Source organism: Parachlamydiales bacterium (assembly GCA_041671045.1).
In the GTDB taxonomy this organism is placed as follows: Bacteria; Chlamydiota; Chlamydiia; order Chlamydiales; family JABDDJ01; genus JABDDJ01.
Genome location: JBAZCF010000013.1, coordinates 42,140 through 57,868 on the forward strand (window position 1 = coordinate 42,140; position 15,729 = coordinate 57,868).

Annotated in this window: 16 protein-coding genes, 1 tRNA gene and 1 riboswitch; of the genes, 8 read left to right on the plus strand and 9 right to left on the minus strand. The window is 39.7% G+C overall.

What is annotated here, in order from left to right; translation table 11 throughout:
- Positions 1-3: 3 nt before the first annotated feature.
- Positions 4-1,008, minus strand: a complete 1,005-nt coding sequence (locus tag WC222_11850) for an alpha/beta hydrolase (GenBank protein MFA6917084.1) — start codon at positions 1,006-1,008, stop codon at positions 4-6.
- A gap of 207 nt (positions 1,009-1,215) precedes the next feature.
- Between WC222_11850 and WC222_11855 the strand changes: the two genes are divergently transcribed.
- Positions 1,216-1,722: a nucleoside deaminase gene (locus WC222_11855; GenBank protein ID MFA6917085.1), complete on the plus strand. Its 507-nt coding sequence runs from the start codon at positions 1,216-1,218 to the stop codon at positions 1,720-1,722.
- A gap of 18 nt (positions 1,723-1,740) precedes the next feature.
- Complete coding sequence (locus WC222_11860) at positions 1,741-2,688, plus strand: antibiotic biosynthesis monooxygenase (GenBank protein MFA6917086.1); 948 nt, start codon at positions 1,741-1,743, stop codon at positions 2,686-2,688.
- A gap of 2 nt (positions 2,689-2,690) precedes the next feature.
- On the opposite strand, the gene WC222_11865 is transcribed toward WC222_11860, so the two are convergent.
- Positions 2,691-3,752: a cytochrome c peroxidase gene (locus WC222_11865; protein MFA6917087.1), complete on the minus strand. Its 1,062-nt coding sequence runs from the start codon at positions 3,750-3,752 to the stop codon at positions 2,691-2,693.
- Positions 3,753-3,862: 110 nt separating this feature from the next.
- Here WC222_11865 and WC222_11870 point away from each other — a divergent pair, with 110 nt between their 5' ends.
- Positions 3,863-4,489, plus strand: a complete 627-nt coding sequence (locus tag WC222_11870) for an exopolysaccharide biosynthesis protein (protein ID MFA6917088.1) — start codon at positions 3,863-3,865, stop codon at positions 4,487-4,489.
- On the opposite strand, the gene WC222_11875 is transcribed toward WC222_11870, so the two are convergent.
- The 6 genes from WC222_11875 to WC222_11900 all read right to left on the minus strand — a co-directional run bounded on the left by WC222_11875 (position 4,486) and on the right by WC222_11900 (position 10,292).
- Positions 4,486-5,232 carry a zeta toxin family protein gene (locus WC222_11875; GenBank protein ID MFA6917089.1) on the minus strand — a complete coding sequence of 249 codons (747 nt, stop codon included), beginning with the start codon at positions 5,230-5,232 and terminating at the stop codon, positions 4,486-4,488. The two genes, WC222_11870 and WC222_11875, sit on opposite strands and share 4 nt — an antisense overlap.
- A complete protein-coding gene (locus tag WC222_11880; GenBank protein MFA6917090.1) occupies positions 5,229-5,450 on the minus strand; it encodes a hypothetical protein in 222 nt (73 codons plus the stop codon). Before WC222_11880 ends, WC222_11875 begins: the two co-directional genes overlap by 4 nt.
- A 180-nt stretch (positions 5,451-5,630) precedes the next feature.
- Positions 5,631-6,188, minus strand: coding sequence for a dihydrofolate reductase family protein (locus tag WC222_11885; protein ID MFA6917091.1), 558 nt, complete (start codon positions 6,186-6,188; stop codon positions 5,631-5,633).
- A gap of 12 nt (positions 6,189-6,200) precedes the next feature.
- Complete coding sequence (locus tag WC222_11890; GenBank protein ID MFA6917092.1) at positions 6,201-6,665, minus strand: GyrI-like domain-containing protein; 465 nt, start codon at positions 6,663-6,665, stop codon at positions 6,201-6,203.
- A gap of 175 nt (positions 6,666-6,840) precedes the next feature.
- Positions 6,841-7,518 (minus strand): hypothetical protein, encoded by a 678-nt coding sequence (locus WC222_11895; protein ID MFA6917093.1) that lies wholly within the window; start codon positions 7,516-7,518, stop codon positions 6,841-6,843.
- A 59-nt stretch (positions 7,519-7,577) separates the two neighbouring features.
- Entirely contained in the window at positions 7,578-10,292 is a 2,715-nt protein-coding gene (locus tag WC222_11900) for a glucosidase (protein MFA6917094.1), read from the minus strand.
- A gap of 142 nt (positions 10,293-10,434) precedes the next feature.
- Here WC222_11900 and WC222_11905 point away from each other — a divergent pair, with 142 nt between their 5' ends.
- The 5 genes from WC222_11905 to WC222_11925 all read left to right on the plus strand — a co-directional run bounded on the left by WC222_11905 (position 10,435) and on the right by WC222_11925 (position 15,053).
- Positions 10,435-10,602, plus strand: coding sequence for a hypothetical protein (locus WC222_11905; GenBank protein ID MFA6917095.1), 168 nt, complete (start codon positions 10,435-10,437; stop codon positions 10,600-10,602).
- A 50-nt stretch (positions 10,603-10,652) separates the two neighbouring features.
- Positions 10,653-10,756: riboswitch (TPP riboswitch) on the plus strand.
- A 62-nt stretch (positions 10,757-10,818) separates the two neighbouring features.
- Positions 10,819-11,556, plus strand: a complete 738-nt coding sequence (locus WC222_11910; GenBank protein ID MFA6917096.1) for a thiamine phosphate synthase — start codon at positions 10,819-10,821, stop codon at positions 11,554-11,556.
- Between the two features lie 36 nt (positions 11,557-11,592).
- A tRNA-Ile gene (locus tag WC222_11915) sits at positions 11,593-11,666 on the plus strand.
- Between the two features lie 387 nt (positions 11,667-12,053).
- Complete coding sequence (locus WC222_11920) at positions 12,054-13,154, plus strand: hypothetical protein (GenBank protein MFA6917097.1); 1,101 nt, start codon at positions 12,054-12,056, stop codon at positions 13,152-13,154.
- 903 nt (positions 13,155-14,057) lie between these two features.
- Positions 14,058-15,053 (plus strand): hypothetical protein, encoded by a 996-nt coding sequence (locus WC222_11925; GenBank protein MFA6917098.1) that lies wholly within the window; start codon positions 14,058-14,060, stop codon positions 15,051-15,053.
- A gap of 110 nt (positions 15,054-15,163) precedes the next feature.
- Here the strand turns inward: WC222_11925 and WC222_11930 are convergent, their stop codons facing one another.
- Positions 15,164-15,394 carry a hypothetical protein gene (locus WC222_11930; protein ID MFA6917099.1) on the minus strand — a complete coding sequence of 77 codons (231 nt, stop codon included), beginning with the start codon at positions 15,392-15,394 and terminating at the stop codon, positions 15,164-15,166.
- Positions 15,395-15,729 lie beyond the last annotated feature (335 nt).

Consider the following 15,729-nt stretch of genomic DNA (forward strand, 5'->3'; position numbering starts at 1 on the left):
GTTTTAGCGTCTCGCAAATTCTTCAGTACTTAATTTCTCTCTAATGCCAAGCGTCTCTGTTTCTTTTTTGAAAGCTTTGTTTAAAGTTGCTATCGCCAAGGCTATAGCACTTCTTGTCGCCGGAGTATTTGCTAAAGGACTTAACATCACAAAGTCATGTATCGTCCCTAAATAGCGCACAGCCTCAACCTCAACACCTGCTTCCATCAACTTATGTGCATAGGCCTCTCCTTCGGAACGCAAAACATCATTCTCATCCGTAATGACCAATGCTTTTGGCAGTCCTTTCAGCTGCTCGATCGTTGATCGCAAAGGAGAAACTAAATGATCGTTGCGTGAGCTTGCATCAGGCGCATAAGCATTCCAAAACCACTCCATAGCAGCTTTCGTCAGCCAAGGACCTTCGGCAAACTCTTTATAGCTCTCTGTATTTAAATCAGAATCCGTCACCGGATAGAAAAGGATTTGCTGCACAATTTTAGGCCCCTTTCTTTCTTTCGCCAAAAGTGTTACCGCAGCTGCCATATTCCCACCGGCGCTATCGCCAATGATTGCAATCCGAGCAGCATCGACATTTAATTCTCGGGCATGTTCAGCAACATAAATTAATGCAGCATATCCCTCTTCCAATGGAACAGGATATTTAGCCTCAGGCGAAGGAGTATAATTAACAAACACAACAGCTGCCTTCGTACCTACGGCTATTTCCCTTACCAAACGATCATGGGTATTCTTACTCCCTAAGATCCATCCCCCGCCATGATAGTAAAGTATGACGGGTAACACATCCGTAGAATTTTCCGGCCTGATAATTCGAACGGAAACTTTGGTTTTCCCCACTGTCCACTCTTTATCCTCAATCTTGACCGGCAGTTTCTCACCTTTTGCTTGCAGATCTTCCAAAACCTTTCGTGCTTCCAACGGGGATAGTGTATAGATAGGTTTGCCACCTTTAGCTTCGACTTCTTCAATAAACTTCTGTGTTTTTTGCTCGTATTTACTTTTCATGGCCTCCCCCTTTGAAAATAATATTTCTTATGAGAGATATGTTTAAATTTATTTATTTACAATACAGGATCAGGTTCTAATCTCTTCTCTCTTCTCTAAGATAAAGTGATTTCATACTCCTAAATATATAAGAATTTTCATAGGCAATTAAATATTTTCCTATTATGGATTGAAGTTAGATCCCTAACAAATTACTGGAGTTCTCATATGCCCAACAATAATGGAAACAACAATCAGCAAGACCATGAAAAATTCATGAAAAGAGCGATCGAGCTTAGCCGTGAAGCTTCATTAGTTAAGAAAACCGGCGGCGTTTTTGGCGCTGTCATTGTAAAAGACGGCAAAATCATTGCCGAAGGCTATAATCAAGTCGTTAAAAACAATGATCCTACTTGGCATGCTGAAATCCAAGCTCTGAGAGAAGCAGGAAAAAAACTAGGTACACCCCACCTAGAAGGCTGCGACCTCTATACCAGTGCTGAGTGCTGTCCTATGTGCCTTGCTGCAGCTTACTGGGCCCACATCAATAAGATCTACTACGGCGCAACCATTGCAGACTCCCTAAAATACGGTGACTTCGCTGACGTAGGCATTCTGGATGAAATCCGCAAAGACCCCAAAGACCGCAAAATTAAATTTATCGAAGTATTACGTCCTCAAGCTGTAGAAGTTTGGAAAGAATTTTCCGAAATGCCAGACCGCGCATGTTACTAATAGCCTAAGTTGGACCCGATGCCATACAGTACTAAAGACAGATCAAACATCCTATCGCTACGTGTGATTATAAAACCGGAAGCAAAGTCTGCTTTTGTGGAATGGCAAGGGAAAATAAACAGCGCTATTGCAGGATTTCCGGGCTTCATCAGCCTGGAAATCCTCTCTCCTGTAGGTTCAGGACAAAATTTCTGGGTCCTAGTACAACGCTTTCTCAACGAAGCAAACGCCAATAACTGGAAAAATTCAGACATCCATCATGAACTTCTACAAGAGTTGAAAGGCTATCTTGTAGATAATACCATCATAGAGACGCCCTCAGGCGAAGCAACTCTGCACAATGGTGTGACAGAAGTATTTGTCACTAAAGTCGCCCCTGAAAAAGAAGCAGACTTCCGCCAATGGCTCGCGAAGATCCATCAAGCTGAAGCAAACTTCCCCGGCTTCCGCGGCGTGTACGTCCAGTCACCTATTAAAGGACAAAGCGATAATTGGATTACTTTTCTACAATTTGATACGCCGGAGAATCTTGATGGCTGGCTTTCTTCAGACGAAAGACAAAGCGTCCTAAAAGAATCCAAATCTCTAATAGCAAACATTGAAAGTCACAGGGTTATCTCACCCTATGCAGGCTGGTTTGCATCCATCGCCAAAGAGGAAGGCGAAATTCCCCCCGCCTGGAAACAAACGATGCTCGTCCTGCTAGTGCTCTTTCCGATCGTCATGATGGAGTTCAGATACCTTAATCCCCATCTGCATAGCTTAAATGTCTCCCTAGGCACATTCATTGGGAACTCTATTAGCGTAGCCCTGATCACCTGGCCTATGATGCCCATTGCAATATACTCACTAGGGTGGTGGCTTTTACCCAAAAAAAATAACCGTCTAGCTATCAACATCAGCGGTACCCTATTAGTGTTTTTGCTCTATCTAATAGAAATATACATCTTCTGGAGCTTTGTCTAAGTTTACTGTGGGTACTCATTAGGCTCATCAAAATGCTGCCAACCTTCTCCATCCAAAGCCTTAATAAAGCTAATTAACGCCTTCTTATCTTCCGCACTCAGATGCAGAGGTTTCATCAAAGGATGCAGATTTTTATTGGGAATGCCGCCTTTATCATAATAATCAATCACATCTTCAATCGTTTGCAGGCAGCCATCATGCATATATGGTCCGCTATGCGCAGATTCCCGCAAGGTTGGCACTTTAAAAGATCCCCACATACTATTCTTATGAGTAATAGAATACCTTCCCAAATCCGGATTAGGCTTATCCATACCTATGCCTATGTTTTGAAAAGAATCGTCAGTGAAATTAAACCCTGCATGGCACGCTTCACATCTTACTGTCTTGAAAACTTGATATCCCTTGATCTGTTCTTCCGTCATCGCTGTCTTATCGCCCGCCTTGTAGCGGTCATAGGGGGAATTCCCGGAAACTACCGTCCGCTCAAAGGTCGCAATAGCTTGGGCAATACGATCAATTGTGATCTTGTCATCGCCAAATGCCTTCTTAAATAAGGGCTTATACCCTTCGATCTTACTAATGCGGTTCTCACATTGATCATGGGCCACATGGGCATCTTTCGAATCTGCCATCTCATTAGGATTGGCTATAGGTCCTTTGCACTGTTCTTCCAAACTATTCGCACGACCATCCCAAAATAATAGCTTTGAATAGCCTGCATTGATAATCGTCGGTGAATGGCGCGTCCCTTTCCTTTCATCAATTCCTATCGCAATTACTTTGCAATCGCTATATGCACAAGGGATATTGTGACAGGTCGAGCAGGATACTGTGTTATCTGCAGACAGCCTTTTATCAAAATACAAAAGCAAGCCCAGTTCAGCCTTCTCTTTAGAATAAGGATTGTCCTCAGGCCAAGGAATGGGTTCCAGTCCTAGCGGCACTTTGAAATCGACCTCTAATTTAGCTTTAACTGCAGGAGGATGGCTTTTTAGAGGGTCTTCTGCAGCTATAAGAAAAGTACTGCTAATTGTCAGAAAGAAGACAAAAGCCCTGAGCATGGTTTTCTCCAAATAAGACGCAATGAATTAAATCGGCATATTGGCAAAACCCTTATAATTTTTCAAATTTGTTGTATACATTTCCATCCGCTCTTGATAAAAAGACAAGAATGAATGAAAAAGTCAAAACTCCACACCCTACTTTCCTGCAATCCTTGCAAACGCTTCTTACCTTGACGAAAGAAACGAAAGAAATTCGTTTGCAGCAAATGTTTGCCATACTTTCCGGTAAAGGCTATGCAGCTTTGCTCATCTTGATCAGCTTCCCCTTCTGCTTGCCCATCCAAATTCCCGGCTTCTCACTCTTTTTTGGCGCACTTCTTGCCTTCATCGGATTGCGCCTTGCCTTCGGAAAGCATCCCTGGTGGCCTAAATGGATGCTAAACAAAACGGTCAAAAGTAAAAATTTGGAAACCGCAGTAGAAAAAACTATCCACGCTGTAATCTACTGCAAGAAAATCCTAAAGCCACGCTTTACATTCCTTGCGCGCAATCCCTTACTGCATCGCATGCACGGGATAGTAATATTAATCCTTTCCTTACTGCTTGCGATTCCCATTCCCCTCCCCTTCACCAATATGGTCGTGGCAATACCCATTCTTTTTTTTGGCTTAGGACTATTAGAAGAAGACGGAATATTCATCTTCATCGCTTATATGCTATCATTTTTAGGGATCGGTCTATTTTTTGGGATATTCTGGTACAGCAAAGGCCATCTGGAAAGGATACTTTCCTAAGAATGATGGTGCGGGATCTTATCCCACAACGCTTTTTTAAACCACGCAGGGACTTTGTCCACCATCATCTCCATTTCCTTACCTTCTCTAACTTTAGCCAAACAGATGTGTTGGTGTCCTGAGTTATCAAAGATATATGCACGGTGAACATATTTAACAGCATCGTAAAGCAAGTCTAAAGATAGAGCGTATCTCTCTACAATCTTATCTACAGGAACAAAGAGGCCGCCCATCTTTTCACGATAGCGTACTCTGGAAATATTAATTTCTGGGTCTTCTGTAGCAATATAGTATAAATACGTTTTGTATCCGCTTTCTTGAGCCTTCTTGAGAACTTTGATCTTCTCAGGGGATGCCATCACTGTCTCTATAGTGAAAGTACGCTCCGCTTCGATCAACTTGTGACGAATATAATCTGCTGTCACAGAAGCATAAAAGGCGTTCACCTCTACTCCGTGATAGTAAAGTTTATTGTCTTTAAGAAAAAGATAGCGCGCTTGAGCAAGAAGTCCTTCTCTTTCTAAAAGCGAAGATTGGGAGAAAAATTCTAATAAGTCCTGTGAAGTGGAACAAATGCCATAATGCTTTAAATCTAGAAATTGCTGCTTATGGACTTTCTTCTCAATCTCGTCAGGATTGACATAGATGCCCAGCAGTTTTGTAGGGATGACGGAAGTGATCGTGCTTTTACCGGATCCGTGCGGCCCGGCAAACATACGCAAACGCAGATGGCTATTCGTCATAAAATCTCCACCTTCTGCCCTATTGTCACATCCATAGTAGGTTGTAACTTTCTTACCACCTGACGGCGGCCGTCAGGGAAAATCTCAACCAGATTACCGTCTCGTCTTTCTAGGACGCTGCCACCGGATGCTAATGCATGCCAATACGCCCTTGTCACCGCTGCATCTGCTATTTCAGGGATGCTCTCCTCCAAAAAACATATCATCTCTTCATTCATATCCATAAGCCGTACCTAGTTATGACTTACCTTAGATAATACATTTGTAAGAGAAATTCAAGCCTATTTTTGAGTCTTAAGCCACATGTCAGTAACAATCTCTGCCGCCTCTTTTAGCTCGATTCTAGGGAATACCTTCCATGCGCTCTTCGCTTCGCTCATTCACACATTTAGAGGACCTTATTGAACGTAGATTTCCGTTTTCAACAACTGATAGCAATTTTGAACCAATCCACTCTCGTATGCATGTGTAGAAAGTAAACGGCAATTACAACCTGTTTCCATCTTATGGAAAAGTGGTATCCCCTTACCTAATATCACCGGAATAGTAGAAACTGTCATTCTCTCAATAAGAGATAAGCGCAGGAATTCAGCAATAGTCTCTCCCCCGTCTACCCAAACATGCTTTGCGCCTTCTTTTCCAAGTATCTCTACCAGTTCAAGAATATCGCCGTCATAAAGTTCAGCATCTTTCCTTACAGCCTTCAAGGTCTTGCTCAATACAATGACCCTTTTCCCTTTGTAGGGCCAATTCGAAAAGCCATTTACAACTTCATAGGTTTTTCTACCCATGACGATCACATCAATATTGAGCAGGAAATTTCTGAAACCAAAGTCCTCATCATTCATGTAGACAACATCCAGCCAATCTAAATTGCCTTCTTCCGTTGCAATGTAACCATCTAAACTCGTAGCTAAGAACACTGAGATTTTAGGTTTTAAATTCTTTTTATCCATAACAATAACCCCCTATCCTTTTATACCTACATAAATATCCACCGGCTTATTACTTTCAGTAGCAAACCTACTATCGTACACCTCAAAATCAACAACGTAAGTGCGTTTTAAACTGCCATTCCAAATGCTTACCCATGTGTTTAACACACTCTGGGGAAATTCCCCCTTTGCTTCATATTTAGCATAGTCTGAGGCTGGAATCACTTTAGCGACCAAACCTGCGGGTATGTTATCCATGGAAGAAACCATGCAGCCGATCATGCATGTGTAGGGGGCAGTATAATCCCCTTCATATTCACAATAAAGAGCGTATACATCGTCGGAGATCTTAGGGATTTGGCTCATGATATTTTCAGTATAGAACCTTCCCCAAAGCTGAGGTATATCCTTAGAAGCGGCACCCGGCATATTAGAAGTCCGGCATTCGATTCCCATAATATATTTTTTCTGTACTTTCACGATGGAAGAATCTGTCATATAAAATCTCTTGGAACTTGAATTAATGAGGAGAACAATCGCATTATTTCATATTTTACAGAGAATCAAACAAATGTAAATAGTTAAATCAATGTAAACATCAACAATTAATTGAATGTTTCCTCGTGTAAAATTATATCTACGTTAATAGCCAAAGATGATGACTACTAAAGAGCTATACAGTTTTTTTTAAAGAACTTAGCAATAAAACCGCATCCTCACCCTTCCTCTCTATTTCAGCATCCGAGGAAGGATTGCTAACCCTGAAAGTACGCGGGGTCACATTGATAAAATCCTGAGAGATAGGTTTAGGAAGGATAGGACGAAAAGGCATCTTGCTCAATACAGAGGGAGGAATCACTACAAGGGGGGGAATCATTACAGATTGCGAGTTATTCGAAATGTTTTCTAATTCAGAATCTTTTTGAGATACCAATTTACGCTTTTTATTCAGTGACCTCACTTTTTCTTTCTCTAGTCTCTTCGCTTCAGTACCTAACTCTAAAAGTTGAGCTAAGTACTGTGTTCTGCGCTTAATTAAATTTTTCTTATGTTTTCTTATATCCGAACAGCATCTTCCAGGAAACATTGACAAAATTTCATTGCTTATCATTTTTTCGCAATCCAATTTAAGCAAAACCCTATTCTCATCTTTAGTCCAAGTAGATTTAGAGGTATTTCTCATAAAGGCAAATTCTTCTTTTACCCCTTCCCAAATTTCTTTTAATTCTTCCTTAGGCACAAATAACTTTTTAGATACTTCACAAATAGGAATTCTTAGCTCTTTAGAATTAATAACTATTAATTCTAAATGCTTATTAGTAAAATTTAAATTTAACGAGCTTATCGACATAAATACTTATAATTATATTAATAAAAAACTGTAGATTGTTAGTTTATTGATTTTTTATATTATTTAGATATATTTACTTTAAATGCCTCATTTTTTCCCCTTTCAAGAAACTGAATCGGGTCAAGATTTCCCATGTAAACAATTAACTTACCTATTAAGCCCGTCCAACCCGTCTGATGGCTGGCACCAAGACCTGCACCCGTATCCCCATTGAAATACTCATAGAAAAGCAAGTTGTCCCTCCAAAATTCGTCCTTCTGAAAAGTCTCAGTAGAACCAAACACAGCTCGTTTACCCTCCTCATCACGTAAGAAGATCTTAATTAAACGATTTACTAGTTCGTGTCCTACTTCAAATAGGTTCATCATCTTACCTGAACCTGTGGGGCACTCCACTTTCAAGGTATCCCCATAATATAAGTAAAACTGCATCAGCGCCCGGATGATTAGGACGTTGATAGGAATCCATAAGGGGCCTCTCCAATTAGAATTCCCCCCGAACATCCCCGAATCAGATTCTCCAGGCAGATATTCAACACGATATTCTGTTCCTTCTGTATTAAAAACATAGGGATGTTCTTGGTGATATTTCGAGAGGGCCCGAATCCCATACTCGCTTAGAAACTCTTTTTCATCCAGCAAGGTCGCTAAAATACGTTTTAAGCGTTCTTCATTGACCAAAGCAATGATGGACCGATCAGCATAGCCTGTACGATCGCTTGATGAATGCTGAACCGTTTTCAGCAACTCAGGCATTTGCAGAAGACGCTTACGGAACTTCGTTTTAAGGCGGGATACCCTTTCGATTTGCCATTTCTCAATCACTGTCGTCGCACATAAAGGGAGCAGCCCTACGATAGAGCGAACCTTGAGGCGTGTGCTTGTACCGTCCGGTTGTCGCAACAGATCATAGTAAAATCCATCTTCTTCATCCCACATTCCCTCCTGGCCCATACGGTTTAGTGCCGATGCAATCCACAGAAAGTGTTCTTCGTATTTGATAGCAAGGTCTTCATAGGCAGGATCCACTGCTGTCAATTCGATACTTAGCTCAAGCATATTCTGACTAAATAAAGCCATCCACGCAGTACCATCCGCTTGCTCCAAATTACCACCTGTGGGCAAAGATGAACTGCGGTCGAAGACGCCTATATTATCCAAGCCCAGAAAGCCACCTTCGAATACATTTTTTCCAAAGCGGTCCTTCCGATTAACCCACCAGTTGAAATTCAACATGAGCTTGTTAAAGGCCCGTTTGAGGAAATCATAATCCACTTTGCCCGTCATTCCCATTTCGGAGCGCATCAGGAAAAGCGTTGCCCATGCATGGACGGGAGGGTTCACATCACTAAAATTCCACTCGTAGGCAGGGATTTGGCCATTCGGGTGCAAATATATTTCCTTCAGCATCAAGCTCAGTTGCTCTTTAGCAAAGTCGATATCCACTTGAGAAAGCGCGATGGAATGGAAAGCAAGGTCCCAGGCAGCATACCAAGGGTATTCCCATTTGTCCGGCATGGAGATAATGTGGTCATTGATCATATGAAACCACTCTTTATTGCGTGATTCCTTGCTGGGCAAGCTAAAAGGGTCTGCTTGCCTTTCTCTCAACCATTTGTCCACCTCAAACAGATAGTATTGTTTGCTCCAAAGCATCCCTGCCATAGCTTGGCGTAGGACACGCTTTTTATCGCTATCCATTCCTATAGACATTGCATTGTAGAACTCATCCGCCTCTTTCAATCTAACTTCAAAGATCCTATCAAAGTCCGCACCAAGCAGTGCATCAATCTGCCCCTCTCCTTTCCTTAAACGCAGCTTAACGGAAGCTGAGCCGCCGCCTTGAATGGAGAGCAGATAGTGTGGAGAAACTTTTGATCCTATTTCCTCCGCATTGACAGCCCCTTTATTACCATGAATGACGTAGTCGTTGATTCCATCCTTTACAAAGGATGAGTTGTTAGCTGTACCAAAAAGCCTTTCATTATTTGTTTCATTTTCAGTAAAAAGAAGAGGAGCGTCCCCCTCGCAATACAGAAAATAGTCCCCCAATTTCTCCATAGAAGCTATGACAGTGGATCCCTTCCCTTCGAACCTTTTAAGAGTAGGCTTCGTCACGTCCTTGCCGTAAGTCCACGTATTTCTAAACCATAAAGTCGGTAGAAGATGTAGAGAAGCAGGCTCCTTTCCTCTATTAAAAGCGTTTATCTTAACTAAGATATCTTCAGGACCCTCTTTAGCATATTCGATATAGACATCGAAATATTTGTTCTCGTTGAAAATACCCGTATCGATTAGTTCAAATTCCTTTTCAGTTCGACTCCGTTTACTGTTTTCAGTGACCAATTGAGAATAGGGATAGGCATTCTGAGGATATTTATAGAGGTACTTCATGTAAGAATGCGTGGGAGTGCTGTCTAAGTAGTAATAGTATTCCTTAACATCTTCACCGTGGTTGCCTTCCTGGTTTGTCAGTCCAAAATGACGTTCCTTTAGAATAGAATCCTGACCATTCCAAAGCGCTAGAGCAAAACATAAATTCTGTTTATCGTCCGAGATACCCGCAATACCGTCTTCACCCCAACGGTATGCTCTGGAACGGGCTTGGTCATGCGAAAAGTACGCCCATGCGTTGCCATCTTCACTATAATCCTCTCGGACAGTGCCCCATTGCCTTTCACTCAAATAGGGCCCCCAGAGCTTCCAAAGTAGAGATTCATTTTTCGCTTCAATCAACCGGGATTTCTCAACATTGGTCGAAGAATTTGCGCTCATTACGGCTCCTAAAAACTAAAAAAAAGACAATACAATAAGTATAAATAAAAATTTACAACTCACCAAAGCAGTTGCAAATTTCCGATAGAAAGCATTAAATTCAGAGGTATCAAACTATTGAGACCCCATGTTACTTAAGAATATGAGACTCATCGGCATAGTATTGGCGGTGATCGGATTAAGTTATCTTTATATGTATGCAACAGTTCCTGCACAAGCAGCGAGGCACTCCTCCATTGCAGTATTAGTTACAGCCATTGCAATTTTCATTGCAGGGGTAATGCTGATCTTCAACTCAAGAAAGTTTTAAACACAAAGTCCTGGCAATAATTTCCTCCCCTTTCGTATTCTCCAACCATCAATGACCACCAGGGGTGCTTATCTCCATTCAGGATGTAAGCTGAGAAATACCCTTAAACCTGATCTGGATTATGCCAGCGTAGGAAGAGTGACGATATTATGATGTTATTTTATTTTTCCATTTCGCCTGGTGGTTTTTTCCCAACAATAAGGAGAGGACCCCCTGATGATCCCCATTTCAAGAGCATTATGCTCAACACTGCATACCACCCCCCTTTTGCGAGCTTCACTGCATCAAAGCAAAATAGATTTGCATTTAGTGACCCATCGCGAGGATGCACAGGATGAAGAAGATTTTGTCGTGCGTGCTGTTGCATCGGTACAGGGAGGTGCCAGATACGTGCAGATGCGCGATACCACCAAAAACTTGCAGGCCTGCTTAAAGACAGCTTACCGCCTTAAAGCCCTTTTACATGGGAGGGCGCGCCTTATTGTAAACAACTATGTCGAGGTTGCACATGCCGTCAAGGCAGGGGTACATTTAGGGCAAAATGACTTCCCTGTAGCTGAAGCGAGAAAACTGTTAGGGAAGAAGGCGATCATTGGCCTTACCGTCAATAACTTAGAGCAGGTCATCCTCGCCAATAAACAACCTGTCAACTACATTGGGGTGCAGGTTTTCCCTTCAGAACAAACCAAGCCGGGAGTAGAGAATTGTCTAGGGATGGATTTCAAGAAAGTGTGCCAAATTTCGCGACACCCCCTTGTACTTATTGGAGGGCTGACCCATGAAACCATTCCGTCGCTCCTCTCCTATCTTCGTCCTGGGGATGGCATCGCAATGGTCGGTTCACTTTGGCGAGGTTCCAATCCCTGTGCTGAAGCACAATCCATCCGCACCCTTCTAGACACCCCCTTACTTAGAAAGGAACCGCCCCACGAATTTCCCTTGCGTCGTAGATAATCAAATGATATTATCTAGAGTAATCACCTGCCACGAGGGGCAATAGCTCAGTTGGTTAGAGCAGCGGACTCATAACCCGCTGGTCCTTGGTTCAAGTCCAAGTTGCCCCACTTTTTTCCATCATCATGCGACCATTATATTTCCTTTTTTTGAATCTGCTTTTCGTCACGTCAATTTTCGACGAGAATCTCAGCCATTTACTAAGCCAAATCCCGATTGAAGATGTTTACGAATGAGAGAATTTGCTGATCGACAATTCATCATGAATCAGGCTGCGCATCCCTTATTTTTTAATAATAAATCCTGCAGTTTATCTGCAGTACCAGCTTATTCATCCGGCATAACTTATGAAGATTCACTTTTATTAAATGATTGGAAGTATTTAAAAAATACGAGGGTAAGTTTCGAAATCCAAATTTTATTTTATCATCATCATTAAATAAATTTGGTTCAATAGCGATTGTTATTAAAACTTTTGAAACAGAAGAAGTCAACTCTTGAAGAAAATAGATAGAATAATTACTATTAAAAATCTATCTAAGATAAATGATTTAATTATGATTAGCAGTAATTTTAATAATGTTATTTTTGAGGGAGATTTAGATCTTTATTCAAATAAAATAATGAATAGTGAAATTGAATCTTTTCTACCTCCAAATGGTGAAGAATTATCTTACAATCGTGCTTATGGGGACATCCTTTTATATGCAGAGGAATCTTTGCGCACAATCTATTCTGCAGTTGATTTAATAAAAAGCAAAGAAATAGACGATACAGATTTATTTATAGAGACATTAAAGTTTTTAGCATCCGAACGGCAAGCTTTAGCAAAAAAACAGGGAACATTTGATGCCGAAAGTTTTGGTCTCATTCCAAAATTTAGTTATTTTAGAAATAGTACTCCACTACTTCAGAGGTACACATTTTATGCAAATAAAATATTAAATAATTTTGCAAATGAACTTAGGTGTAGTGAAATTAAAAGTGGTAATAGTCTTTTGTTTGTAAACAAACCAAATTATAAAATTGAACTTTGTCTCAATTACGCCAATGATTCTGAATTTGAAGCTGGAGCTATTAGAATTGAAGAAACTATTGTTACATATTATACTATGAGTACTTGTTTAGATCGTCTTGCGCAAATTTTTAACGAGAAAATCGATCAAAAAATACATTTAAAGTTACATGCTCAAAAAATTAATGATAACTGGCTACCTCTTTGCATAGTTTCCATTATTAATGGAAAAATTGGAATTCTACAAGCATCTACAAATGAAAATGCTGTCATTTTAGGTTATGCCAAATCTCTCTTTTTGCAAGCCTTAAAATGGGAAAAGAGCCAAGATAATAAGGAACTAATTACATTAATAGCAAAATTGCACAAAATTTTAGCTGTGTCAGGTCTTTTTGCTAGGGGTACTTCAGCTATATCTGAAAATTTGACAAAAGTTATTTTTAAATACCACGGATTTAAATTAGTTCCTTATGAGAATAACATAAAACCAGATCTGGAAGCATACATTGATGATGAAGAGTCATATGTACTCAGATATCTGGATTTTTTTGCGTCCTCGCCCTTTGTATCGATGCAACCTTAAATATTTCATCCTTAAATAATAACAACATTAATTAAACTAACAAAGTCTTTCTATAAGGGGGCAGCGTGACTTGTTGACATATTTTAATGTCTAATTACATTCATTTTGACTGCAACAAAGGATATGAAGGGCTTTCATCAGCTATACAAAACATAGCTTTTCGATAGCCAAAAAAAACTCATCGATTCCGCAAAGAAATCTTGGAGTCAGGCCTGCATCACGCTTCTTAAGTTTTTTTTCCATAAAGACCTCCAACTGTTAATATTGTAGGTCAAAAACGCGCAAAGTTCACCTTAAAATTCTGTCCAATTTTTGGGGTCCAGCATAGTCATTGAGATTAAGACCTCCGCCTGGAGCAGCCATAAGAGTAGGTGGGTATATAGTTACAGTCGCGAAAACAGCCGTTGTAAGATATGTAGCCAGAGTGAGACAGTGAGTAGATTAAAAAATATTAGCCATAGCGTCCTTTGTTTTGTTTTTGGTGTGTACTTTATTTCATAGTAATCTAGTTCTCTAAATATGGTGATTCTAGCTAGAAAAGAAAAAAGAAAGGCTGCTGCAATGAAAAGAAATAAAGAAAGCTCCTTACCCCATTCTATCAAGATTGTATAAATCATTTTTATTATTCCTTTCTCCTTTCAAATAATTAGGCGTGATTTGAATAGTGTCGTTTGACAATTCAAACTCAGACTCATCAAGTTTTTTATTGCTGATAAGCTTGAAAGCATTTCCAAGCACAACTTTGATAGTATTTTCTTATTAATTGGGCCAACTGTATACCACCAGCGTTTGTCTTTCAAATATATTTACATAAAGGACCACGGACGGACCACTCGACCGCAAAAAAGGCAACTGATGGCCAGCGAAAGCGATAGAATGAAATCCATCTGACTGCTATATTAGATGCTGTTAGCTGTTGCTAATGATTGTAATGAGTGGATTACGCACGGACTCATAACCCGCTGGTCCTTGGTTCAAGTCCAAGTTGCCCCGCTTTTTCTTCCATCTCCAATATTCATCATGCAAATATTAAATTTTATTTTCTTGAGTTTGTGTTTAATATCGTCTCTCTATGGAGAGAATCTCAGCCACTTAATAAGTCAAATTCCGATAGAAGATATTCATCGAATGAGAGAGTTTGCTGATTACCAGCTTATGTGTAAGCATGCTGCTCATCCATTATTTTTTAACAATAAATCGTGCAGTTTATCAGCTATTCGACCCTTATCATCTGATATAACTTATGAAGAGTTACAATTATTAAAAGATTGGGAAATATTTAAAAAATATGAGCATAAGTTTAGACATTCAAATTTTATTTTATCATCTTCACTAAATAAATCCGGTTCTATTTCTATATTTATTATTAATAAAAGAGCTTTAAAAAAATGTATTGGAAAGCATAAGCGCATTTTTAAATCAGTGATCGGAAAACAATTTTCATATAAATGGCTTGTCACAGAATTAGAAGAAAATAGACCCCTAAATGCTCTCATAAAAGATAACCAAGTACTTCTCGGAATCTTACTTGGCTATGGTAAAAAATCTTCACAGATTTTCGAATATTACATTCAAAATCCTTTTATGGTTCATATAGTTAAGCCTGAAGTTTGTGACAGAATTTGCTCAGATCTACCTTCTGAATGTGAGTGTTTTCCTGTTGCTTTTGTAGGTAATTCAAATTCAAAAGAAGCGCAAACCCTTCGAATGCTTTATAGAAATGAACTTATTTCCTTTTGGAAATTATATAAGAAAAAAGATCCTCTTATTTTATTTTTAGAAGGGTTTAGTCAAAATGAAAGTGATATATTACCTGGATTGGAGAAGTCCAACTGGGAATGGAAATATAGATTTCCTCGATTTGTATTTCAGTACTTGTTCACTATCAAAGATTTCTAATATATTAAATATACCCGCATTCACCAAAAATAATAACTAGAGTATAAGTTTCGAGGCACTTAGATGGAGACCACCATTCTGAGCAGCCATTAGTGGAGGCGATGCAATTGTTACACACGTGAAAGTAAACGCTGCAACACAAGTAGCCAAAAGCTGACAGCAATTAGATTGAAATATATTAGCCATAGAGTCCTTTTTTTTGTTCTTGGTGTATACTTTATTTCATAGTAGTCAAGCTCATTAAAGATTGTAGCTCTTGCGAGCCAAGAAAAGGCAAAAGCAGCAATGAGAAAAAGAACAAAAGATAGCTCTTTTCCTAGTGGTGGAAGTAACTCAAACATTTTTCTCCTTTATTGTCTTTTTCCAGTCAAATATGTAAGTGTGTGATTTGTATTGTATTTAAATAATTCTAACTCAGTGTTATCGAGTTTTTTCATTAATGATGAGTTTAAACGGCCTTGTTGCGCAATAGGCCTGACACTGAAATTAAAAGTGGTATGTAAATAAAAAATGCATGAGATAGTCTGTTTCCGACTAAAGAGAACAGGATCTACCTCATGCAAACTGAAGCGACTTATAACATTCGTAATTGGCCAGATTATAACAGAGCTCTCATTCAAAGAGGAAGCATAACTATTTGGATAGAGGAAGAATCATTAAAAAAATGGCATTCCTC